The organism is Kineosporia rhizophila, assembly GCF_021277265.1.
Classification (GTDB): Bacteria; Actinomycetota; Actinomycetes; order Actinomycetales; family Kineosporiaceae; genus Kineosporia; species Kineosporia rhizophila.
On record NZ_JAJSOH010000022.1, the window covers coordinates 110,174 to 119,373 of the forward strand.

The 9,200-nt window shown below is 71.1% G+C and carries 10 protein-coding genes; 5 read left to right on the forward strand and 5 right to left on the reverse strand.

Annotated features, from left to right (window positions below):
* Positions 1-110: 110 nt before the first annotated feature.
* A complete protein-coding gene (locus LWF15_RS26175) occupies positions 111-1,136 on the reverse strand; it encodes a thiamine-phosphate kinase (RefSeq protein ID WP_232813591.1) in 1,026 nt (341 codons plus the stop codon).
* A gap of 141 nt (positions 1,137-1,277) precedes the next feature.
* Between LWF15_RS26175 and LWF15_RS26180 the strand changes: the two genes are divergently transcribed.
* On the forward strand, positions 1,278-1,511 hold the full coding sequence (locus LWF15_RS26180; RefSeq protein ID WP_232813600.1) for an Lrp/AsnC family transcriptional regulator: 234 nt from the start codon (positions 1,278-1,280) through the stop codon (positions 1,509-1,511).
* Between the two features lie 4 nt (positions 1,512-1,515).
* Positions 1,516-2,079, forward strand: a complete 564-nt coding sequence (locus LWF15_RS26185; RefSeq protein ID WP_232813592.1) for a DUF3515 domain-containing protein — start codon at positions 1,516-1,518, stop codon at positions 2,077-2,079.
* A 70-nt stretch (positions 2,080-2,149) separates the two neighbouring features.
* On the opposite strand, the gene LWF15_RS26190 is transcribed toward LWF15_RS26185, so the two are convergent.
* Positions 2,150-3,301 (reverse strand): D-alanine--D-alanine ligase family protein, encoded by a 1,152-nt coding sequence (locus tag LWF15_RS26190; RefSeq protein ID WP_232813593.1) that lies wholly within the window; start codon positions 3,299-3,301, stop codon positions 2,150-2,152.
* An 88-nt stretch (positions 3,302-3,389) separates the two neighbouring features.
* Between LWF15_RS26190 and LWF15_RS26195 the strand changes: the two genes are divergently transcribed.
* Positions 3,390-4,553 (forward strand): trans-sulfuration enzyme family protein, encoded by a 1,164-nt coding sequence (locus tag LWF15_RS26195; RefSeq protein WP_232813594.1) that lies wholly within the window; start codon positions 3,390-3,392, stop codon positions 4,551-4,553.
* A gap of 83 nt (positions 4,554-4,636) precedes the next feature.
* On the opposite strand, the gene LWF15_RS26200 is transcribed toward LWF15_RS26195, so the two are convergent.
* Complete coding sequence (locus tag LWF15_RS26200) at positions 4,637-5,638, reverse strand: NAD(P)H-dependent glycerol-3-phosphate dehydrogenase (protein ID WP_232813595.1); 1,002 nt, start codon at positions 5,636-5,638, stop codon at positions 4,637-4,639.
* Entirely contained in the window at positions 5,635-6,399 is a 765-nt protein-coding gene (locus tag LWF15_RS26205; protein ID WP_232813596.1) for a lysophospholipid acyltransferase family protein, read from the reverse strand. The genes LWF15_RS26200 and LWF15_RS26205 overlap by 4 nt, the downstream gene beginning before the upstream one ends.
* 168 nt (positions 6,400-6,567) lie before the next feature.
* On the opposite strand from LWF15_RS26205, the gene cofC reads away from it, so the two are divergent.
* Positions 6,568-7,236, forward strand: coding sequence for a 2-phospho-L-lactate guanylyltransferase (cofC, locus tag LWF15_RS26210; protein WP_232813597.1), 669 nt, complete (start codon positions 6,568-6,570; stop codon positions 7,234-7,236).
* Between the two features lie 77 nt (positions 7,237-7,313).
* Complete coding sequence (locus tag LWF15_RS26215; protein ID WP_232813598.1) at positions 7,314-7,535, forward strand: hypothetical protein; 222 nt, start codon at positions 7,314-7,316, stop codon at positions 7,533-7,535.
* Between the two features lie 159 nt (positions 7,536-7,694).
* On the opposite strand, the gene murA is transcribed toward LWF15_RS26215, so the two are convergent.
* The gene (gene murA / locus LWF15_RS26220; RefSeq protein WP_232813599.1) at positions 7,695-9,011 is read right to left on the reverse strand and encodes a UDP-N-acetylglucosamine 1-carboxyvinyltransferase; all 1,317 of its coding nucleotides are present in this window, start codon (positions 9,009-9,011) and stop codon (positions 7,695-7,697) included.
* Positions 9,012-9,200: the final 189 nt, after the last annotated feature.

Genomic DNA, 9,200 nt, shown 5'->3' on the forward strand with positions numbered 1-9,200 from the left:
CATGCGGCCGGTTGCGGCCCAGGACATGCGGCCGGTTGCGGCCTAGGGCATGACGGTTCGGGTAGTGCCGGGCACGACCGTGTATCCCAGGCCGGCCCAGCCTCCACCCCTTAGGCCCAGTGCCGCCAGCCGCCTTCGCCGGTGAACGGCTCACCGCCCAGCCAGACGCCCGCCTCCACCTCTGACGCAGCCCTTACCTCACCGATCACGCTGAACGCGGCCGGAATCTGAGCATCCGGGGGGAAGCAGGCCAGGAGGGCGTGATCCTCTCCCCCGGTGAGTACCCATTCCTGGGCGTCCGCCGGCGTCAGTCCCAGCTCCGAGGCGGCGTGCAGGAGGTCGGCCGAGGGCAGCAGGGCGGAAGGCGACAGGTCGAGCACCACCTGCGAGGAGGTGGCGATGCGGAGGGCGTCGCGGACCAGGCCGTCGCTGGTGTCGATCATGGCGCTGGCCCCCGCCAGCGCGGCCTCCACCCCGGCGGGGTAGGGCGGCACGGGGGCGCGGTGCTCGCTGAGCAGGGCGGCCAGGACCGGGTCAGCGGCGGTTCCCTGCCCGGCTCGCAGCAGGGCCCAGCCGGCGGCGGAACGCCCACTGCCACCGGTCACCGCGACCACGTCTCCCACCGAGGCTCCCGAGCGCAGAACCGCGCGGGGTGTGACCAAGGTGCCCAGCGCCGTCCCCACGATCACGATCTCTGAGCCGGCCGAGACGTCTCCCCCGGCGACCACCGCACCTGCCCGGGAGCACTCGGCGGCCAGTCCGTCGGCCAGCTCGTTGGCCCACGCGGCGGGAACATCTGCGGGAGTGGTCAGGCTCACCAGCAGGGTGTGAGGCCTGCCACCCATGGCCGCCACGTCCGCGAAGTTCTGCGCCGCGATCTTGATACCGATGTCACGGGCTGTCGACCAGTCGCGCCGGAAGTCCTGTCCCTCGACGATCGTGTCGGTGCACGCGATCAGCGACCCCGGGAAGCGTCCGGACAGGTCCAGAACGGCTGCGTCGTCACCCGGGCCGACCGTCAGCCAGGGCGCCGACGGGTAGCGGCCGATCACCCCGGCAACGAGGGGATCCTCACCCAGCGTGCCGACCGTCGGATCGGAATCGACCGGTTGCTCCCCGGACGTGCCCAATTTCATCACCAATCTTCAGCCACGATCCGGCCAACCCACTGCTGCGTCCGCGGACCGACACGGTAGCGTGACCGCCCAATGTCTGGGTCGGCCCGCACCGTGGAGCCTCTGGAGACCCTCAGGCAGTTCGGACAGGAGAAACACGTGGTGGTGCAGGCTTACATCTTGATCCAGACCGAGGTCGGACGGTCGACGTCGATCGTCACCGAGATCGCCCAGATCCCGGGTGTGACCTTGGCCGAGGACGTCACCGGTCCCTACGACATCATCGCCCGGATCGAGGCCCCCTCCGTCGACGAGCTGGGCCAGGGCGTGATCGCCAAGATCCAGGACGTGAAGGGCATCACCCGCACGCTCACCTGCACCGTCGTGAAGTTGTGAGCTGATGCGCCAGCTCCTCGGTGACAGTGGGCTGCTCAGGGTCCGGCCTCGGTGCCGGGCCCTGATCGCTGTCCCGGTGGCACTGGGTGCGCTGGCCGGCTGCGGCTCCGGTTCGGCCGGCGAGGACGCCTCGCCCCAGGCCGCCGCCGTGACCCAGGGCCCGGACGCGAGCAGCCCCGAGTGCACCGACCTGATCGGCCGGCTGCCCGGGACGGTGCTCTCCAAGAACCGCGTCACCGGTGCCGGACACCCCTCCAACGTCGCCGCCTGGGGCGCGGAGGACGACCCGATCCTGCTCAACTGCGGAGTGGCCCCGACCGGGCCCACCACGGACGAGTGCATCGAGGTCAACGACGTCTCCTGGGTCTTCCGGGAGAACGCCGAGGGCTACACCTTCCTCACCTACGGCCGCGATCCGGCCGTGACGGTGACCGTTCCCGTCTCGGTGGACCGCACCCAGGCCCCCAGCGCCCTGGTCGAGCTGAACGATGCGGTGGCCCCCCTGGAACAGACCGAGCGCCGCTGCTACGACCTGGCCGACACAGTCCCCAGCGCCTCACCCAGCTGAACAAACTGCACAGCGGCCGGTGCTCCCCGCAGGGAGCACCGGCCGCTGTGCGCTGTCCGGCGGAGAACGCTCAGCGCAGCCCGGTGGGCCGTCCCAGCGCCGTCTGGATCAGCCGGTCGATCAGCTCGGGGTAGGCCAGCCCGGTGGCCGCCCACATCCGCGGGTACATCGAGGAGCTGGTGAAGCCCGGCATGGTGTTGATCTCGTTGACCACCACGCTGCCGTCGGCCTGGACGAAGAAGTCCACCCGGGCCAGGCCCTCGCAGTTCATCGCCTCGAAGGTGCGCACCGACAGCTCCCGCACCCGGGCGATCACCTCGTCCGGCAGGTCGGCCGGGCAGGACAGCTTGGTGGCGTCGTCGAGGTACTTGGCCTCGAAGTCGTAGAACGTGTGCTCGCCGACGAACTCGATCTCGCCGGGCAGGCTGGTGGCGCAGCTGCCGTCGGCCGCCTGCAGCACCGCGCACTCGATCTCCCGGCCGACCACCGCGGCCTCGATCACCAGCTTGCGGTCGTGCCGCAGCGCCTCGGCCATCGCGGCGTCGAGCTCGTCCGGGCCGTCGACCTTGGTGATGCCGACGCTCGAGCCGGCCCGGGCCGGCTTCACGAACACCGGCCAGCCGAGCTCCTCCACGTCGTCGCGCACGGCCTCGGGGTCCCGCTGCCACTGCCCCGGGCGCACCACCAGGTACTCGCCCACCGGAAGGCCGGCGCCCTTCAGCATGACCTTCATCACCGCCTTGTCCATGCTGGCCGCCGAGGCCAGCACGCCGGCCCCCACGTAGCGGACGTCGGTGAGCTCCAGCAGCCCCTGGAGCGTGCCGTCCTCGCCGAACGGGCCGTGCAGCAGCGGGAACACGACGTCGACCTGGCCGAGCTCGCGGGGTACCTGCCCGGGCTCGAGCACCTGCAGGGCGTGGTCACCGGTCTGCACCGGGGCGATCACGCCCGGGCCGTCGCCGTCCTTGACCTCGGGCAGCACCCCGGCCGAGATCGCCCAGCGCTCCGGGTCGTCCGCGGCGAGAACCCAGCGGCCGGTGCGGGTCACGCCGATCGGGATCACGTCGTACGCGTCGCGGTCGATCGCGCGCAGCACCGAGGAGGCGGTGGCGCAGCTGACCGCGTGCTCGCTCGAGCGCCCGCCGAAGAGCACCGCGACCCGCTTGCGGCGGGTGGACGGCGCACTGGCATCCGTGGCAGCCACGGGCTGGATAGCTTCCATGACCGGGGAGAGTACCGCTCCCGCAGCCCGGCTCCGTCCTGGTGAACCCCTGCATCCCCCGCCCCACCGGGCGCCCTACTCTGTGCGCATGAACGACGACACTTCCCGGGACGGACTGGCTCCCGCCACCGTGGCGGTCACCGCGGGGCGCCCGCCCGCGAGCCCGAACCAGCCGATGAACGTCCCCGTGGTGTTCACCTCCACCTACACCGCCTCCGACTTCGTCCCGCAGAGCGGCGATCTGGGCTACGGCCGCTGGGGGAACCCCTCGTGGACGGCCCTGGAGGACGCGGTCGGGGCGCTCGAGGGCGGTCCCGCCCTGTCGTTCGCCTCGGGCATGGCGGTGGTCTCGGCCGTGCTGAATCTGGTGCCGCTGGGCGGAACCGTGGTGATCCCGGACATCCCCTACTCCGGAACCTCGCAGCTGGCCCGGGAACTCGCCGAGGCCGGGCGGCTGTCGGTGCGGGCCGTGCCGATCGCCGACACCGGTGTCGTGGTGGCCGCCCTGGACGGCCTGGGGGCCGGTGACCTGGTGGTGCTGGAGAGCCCGACGAATCCGATGATGGACGTGGCCGACCTGGCCACGGTGATCGCCGCGGCCCGCGGGCGAGGGGTGCTCACCGCGGTCGACAACACCTTCGCCACGCCGCTTCTGCAGCAGCCCCTGTCACTGGGTGCCGATCTGGTGGTGCACTCGGCCACGAAGTACCTGAGCGGGCACTCGGACGTGCTGCTCGGTCTGGTGGTTGCGCAGAGCGACGATCCGCAGGGCCTTTTGGCGCGCCTGCACGGTCACCGCACGATCAACGGGGCGATCCCCGGCCCGATGGAGGCCTGGCTGGCCCTGCGCGGTCTGCGCACGCTCGCCCTGCGGATCGAGCGGTCCAGCGCGAGCGCGGCCGAGCTGGCCCGTCGGCTGGGCGATCACCCCGCGGTCACCCGGGTGCGCTACCCCGGGCTGCCCTCGCACCCGCAGTTCGAGCTGGCCCAGCGCCAGATGCGGGGTTTCGGCGGGATGCTGTCGTTCGAGCTGGCGGGCGACGCCACCGCCGCCGAGAAGGTGTGTGCCGCCACCCGGTTGTGGGTGCACACCACCAGCCTCGGCGGGGTGGAGTCGAGCCTGGAGCGCCGGCGCCGGCACGGCGGTGAGTCGGTCCTGGTGCCGGAGAGCCTGATCCGGCTCTCCACCGGGATCGAGGACGTCGAGGACCTGTGGGCCGACCTGGTGCAGGCCCTGGAATCGGCGAGCTGACAAACGTCCTCAAGTACTTACAGGCACAAATTAAGGACGGCGGTGACCGCCACAGCGGTCACCGCCCCTCAGTGCCAGGAGACTCAGGCGAACTCGGACTTGCGACGGCGTGAGAGCAGGCTCTGAGCCAGTTCCGACAACGGCACCTCACCCTTCACCACGCCGGTCACCGCTTCGGCGATCGGCATGTCCACGCCGTGCGCCCGGGCCAGGCCGAGGATCGCCCCGGCACTCTTGACCCCCTCGGCGGTGCGGTCGGTGATCGCGACCACCTCGTCCACGCTCATCCCCTGCCCCAGGTGCACCCCGAAGGAACGGTTGCGGGACAACGGCGATGCGCAGGTGGCCACCAGGTCACCCATCCCGGCGAGCCCGGCGAAGGTGGCCGGCTCGGCCCCGAGAGCCACCCCCAGCCGGGTGATCTCGGCCAGGCCCCGGGTGATGATCGAGGCCTTCGAGTTGTCGCCCAGGCCCATCCCCTCGACCATGCCCACCGCCAGGGCGATCACGTTCTTCACCGCACCGGACAGTTCCACGCCGATCACGTCGTGGTTGGTGTAGGGCCGGAAGTACGGCGCCGAGCAGGCCGCCGCAACCATTTCCGCGGTGTCGTGGTCGGTGCAGGCCACGACGGTGGCGGTGGGCTGGCGGGCGGCGATCTCGGAGGCCAGGTTGGGCCCGGAGACCACGGTGTTGCGCTCCGGCCCGATCTCGAGGACCTCGCCGATCACCTCGCTCATCCGCCGCAGGGTGCCGTTCTCAACGCCTTTCATCAGGCTCACGGTGACTGCCGAGGGGCCGATCAGCGGCTTCCAGGCGGCCAGGTTCCCACGCAGGGTCTGGGCCGGCACGGCCAGGACCACGACGTCGGCGCCGTCCAGGGCGACCGCCGGATCGGGGTCGGCGCCGATCGTCTCCGGCAGGTCGAGGCCCGGCAGGTAGTCGGGGTTGCGGTGCTGACCGGCGATCTGGGCGCAGACCTCCGGCCGCCGGCCCCACATCGTCACCTTGGCGCCCGAATCCGCGAGCACCATGGCGAACGTCGTTCCCCAGGATCCGGTGCCCATCACCGCGACGCGACTCATCGACCTGACCTCTTCCACTTCGACTCTGACGGGTTCGGGTTCCCGATACGGGGTTTCCCGGTGGTGCGGGGATCGTGCCGCTCGGCCGGGGCCTGCTCGCCGCGGATCTCCTCGAGCAGGCCGGTGAGCACGTCCATCACGTGGTCCGTGGCCTCGACCAGCAGCGGCACGGTGATCGGGCGGTCGCGGTAGGCACTCAGGTCGACCGGTGGGCCGGCGACGACCGAACTGGTGTGACGGGGAAAGAGATGCAGCCGCTTGGAGTAGGGCGGCAAGATCTCCTGGGCGCCCCACTGGGCGATCGGCACCAGCGGCGCCCCGGTCTCCAGGGCCACCCGGACCGCCCCGGTCTTGCCGCGCATGGGCCACTGACCCGGGTCCCGGGTCAGTGTGCCCTCGGGGAAGATCGCCACCAGTTCCCCGGCCCGGACGGCCGCGACGGCCGCCGAGTAGGCTGCGCCGGCGTCGCGGGTCTCGCGGTGGACCGGGATCTGCCCGGCCCCCCGCACGATCCGGCCCAGCAGCGGCAACCGGAACAGGCTCTCCTTGGCCAGGAAGCGGGGCAGGCGGCCGCCCTCGTAGACGAAGTGCGCGAACGTGAACGGGTCGAAGTAGGAGATGTGGTTGGACACCGTGACCACCCCACCGGTGGCCGGAAGATTCTGCGCGCCCCGCCAGTTCCTCCTGGTGCTGAGCACCAGCACCGGTTTCAGCACGATCACGGCCAGCCGGTACCACGGGCCCATCCTCCGCCTGCGCACCAGCGTTCCACCTTCCGAGTCCGGCCCGTCAGCCCGTCAGCCTCTGCCCGCCGTCCGATCACGACGCACCGCACCATCTTGCCGCCTGCGGGCCGGTGTTCCGTCCACCGCTCCCCCAGATCCGTTCCACCGTCCTGTCCACCGCACTGTCGATCGGTCCCCGAACCCATGATTGATGAAGCCGCAGATCCCGGCACCCGCTGGCGGATGGTGCTGCCCCTCAAGGGCGGGCCGAACGCCAAGTCCCGGCTGGCCGCCCCGGCCGGTCTGGCCGTCGCGATCGCCCTCGACTGCCTGGACGCGGTGCTGGCCACGCCCGCGGTGGCCGAGGTGGTCGTGGTCACCCCCGACCCCCGGCTGGCCCAGGCCGCCGGCTCGGCCGGAGCGCTGGTGCGCGGTGAGTCCCGGCCCGGCTCAGGGCTGACCGGGGCGATCGAGGACGGGCTGCGCGGCCTTGAGGGCCCGTGTGCCGTGCTGCTGGGAGATCTGCCGGCGTTACGGGCGGCAGACCTGGATCTGGCCCTGCAGCACGCCGGAAAGGCCCTCACGACGCCGCGGCAGGGCCGTCCGACTGCACCGTCGATGGTCTTCGTGCCGGACGCGGACGGCGTGGGCACGGTGCTGCTGGCAGCCCTGGACCCGGCGCGGATGCAGCCCGCCTTCGGCCCCGAGTCGGCCCGCAGGCACGCCGAGTCGGGTGCTCTGAGGCTGGATCTGGACCTGCCCGCGCTGCGCCGGGACGTGGACACCCAGGCCGATCTCGAGGTCGCCCAGTCCTTCGGCCTGGGCCGGCGCACCCTGGCCTTCCTTGCCGGCCAGGCGCTTCCGGGGGCCTGAGACCGCACGTGTCCGGCCCCGGGTCCAGTGGGCGATTGTCCAGGTCCTGTGCTGCGGACAGGCCCTAGGCTGTCCGGGTGCAGGCCACCGTGTACCGCTTCGACGCCGAGACCGGTTCCGGCTCCGTGCTCACCGATTCCGGCGAGGTGCTGCCGTTCGGCCCGGGCGCGCTGGAGCACAGCGGGCTGCGGCACCTCCGCCCGGGCCAGCGTCTGACGGCCGAGCGCCAGGGAGCCGAAATAGTGCGGCTGACGTTGGGAACCATCGGGGCCGCCGGACGGCCTGCTCCCCCGGACTGACCACCCGCACAACTGGACGTACAACCGTGCGCGCCCACAAACGTCCGTAAGCAATTCCCGAGGCGAGCGACGCGCACTGGTGCCCCCAGTCCTCAAGCACTGACAAAAGAAAGTTCCCCGGAAACCCACCGGCTTCCGGGGAACTGTCGCAGTGGCTGCTCAGCGCTCGTAGTTGGCGCCGAGCATCTGCAGCTTCTGCTGGAAGTGCTCGTAACCACGGTCGATCAGGCCGATCCCGCGCACCCGGGAGGTGCCCTCGGCGGCCAGGGCGGCGATCAGGTGGCTGAAACCGCCCCGCAGGTCGGGCACCGTGATGTCGGCGCCGTGCAGCTTGGCCGGGCCCGAGATGACCGCGGAGTGCTGGAAGTTACGCTGGCCGAACCGGCACGGCCGGCCACCCAGGCACTCCCGGTAGAGCTGGATCTGGGCGCCCATCTCACGCAGCGCGTGGGTGAAGCCCAGCCGGTTCTCGTACACCGTCTCGTGCACGATGGACAGGCCACTGGCCTGGGTGAGCGCCACGACCAGCGGCTGCTGCCAGTCGGTGGCGAACCCCGGGTGCACGTCGGTCTCCAGCACCAGCGAGTTCAGCTCACCGCCCGGGTGGCTGAACCGGATGCCGTCGTCGCCGATGTCGAGGACCCCGCCGACCTTCCGGAAGACGTTGAGGAACGTCATCATCTCCTGCTGGCGGGCGCCCAGCACGGTGATGTCGCCCTTGGTCGCCAGCGCGGCGCTGGCCCAGCTGGCGGCCTCGATCCGGTCGGGCATCGCACGGTGGGTGAAACCACCGAGCCGGTCGACGCCTTCGATCCGGATCGCCCGGTCGGTGTCGACACTGATGATGGCGCCCATCTTCTGCAGCACCGCGATCAGGTCCATGATCTCGGGCTCGATGGCCGCGTTGGTGAGCTCGGTGACGCCCTCGGCCAGCACGCTGGTCAGCAGCACCTGCTCGGTGGCGCCGACACTCGGGTACTGCAGGTTGAGTTTGGTGCCCTTGAGCCGCTGGGGCGCCCGGATGGCGATTCCGTTCGGCTCCTTCTCGACCACCGCACCGAATTGCCGGAGCACATCCATGTGGTAATTGATCGGACGGTCACCGATCCGGCACCCACCGAGATCGGGAATGAATGCCTCGCCCAGCCGGTGAAGCAGAGGGCCGCAGAAAAGAATGGGGATACGGCTGGAACCGGCATGGGCGTCGATGTCGGCGACGTGCGCCTGAATGACATTGCTCGGGTCCAGCCGGAGCTCGCCCTCGGGGCCGGGAATCTCCTCGACCTGAACGCCGTGGAGTTCGAGCAGACCGCTCACGACACCGACGTCGCGGATCTGCGGGACGTTACGCAGCACGCTCGGTTCGTCACCGAGGAGCGCGGCCACCATGGCCTTGGAAACCAGGTTCTTGGCACCCCGGACCTGGATGCTGCCGACCAGCGGGGTGCCGCCGTGCACGGTGAGTACGTCGTTCATGGAAGACATCGTGGCCCACGTCGGGCCAGGTACCAATTCCGGGCCGTACAAAAGCTCACCTGTCAGTTGTCGGCGCTGCTCACGGCTTCCTGAAGGGGCAGTGGCGCGGCAGTGCCGTCGGCCCCCAAAACAGCCCCGTGGCGGGGGGCCCCCCCCGTCCGGAGTCCCCCCCCGGGGGGGGGGGGGGGG

Bases quoted from the DNA above. Each gene is read 5' to 3' on its own strand.
- cofC (WP_232813597.1), top strand. From the start codon at position 6,568: ATGATTGATGAAGCCGCAGATCCCGGCACCCGCTGGCGGATGGTGCTG.
- LWF15_RS26200 (WP_232813595.1), bottom strand. From the start codon at position 5,638: ATGAGTCGCGTCGCGGTGATGGGCACCGGATCCTGGGGAACGACGTTC.
- murA (WP_232813599.1), bottom strand. From the start codon at position 9,011: ATGAACGACGTACTCACCGTGCACGGCGGCACCCCGCTGGTCGGCAGC.
- LWF15_RS26190 (WP_232813593.1), bottom strand. From the start codon at position 3,301: ATGGAAGCTATCCAGCCCGTGGCTGCCACGGATGCCAGTGCGCCGTCC.
- LWF15_RS26185 (WP_232813592.1), top strand. From the start codon at position 1,516: ATGCGCCAGCTCCTCGGTGACAGTGGGCTGCTCAGGGTCCGGCCTCGG.
- LWF15_RS26195 (WP_232813594.1), top strand. From the start codon at position 3,390: ATGAACGACGACACTTCCCGGGACGGACTGGCTCCCGCCACCGTGGCG.
- LWF15_RS26175 (WP_232813591.1), bottom strand. From the start codon at position 1,136: ATGAAATTGGGCACGTCCGGGGAGCAACCGGTCGATTCCGATCCGACG.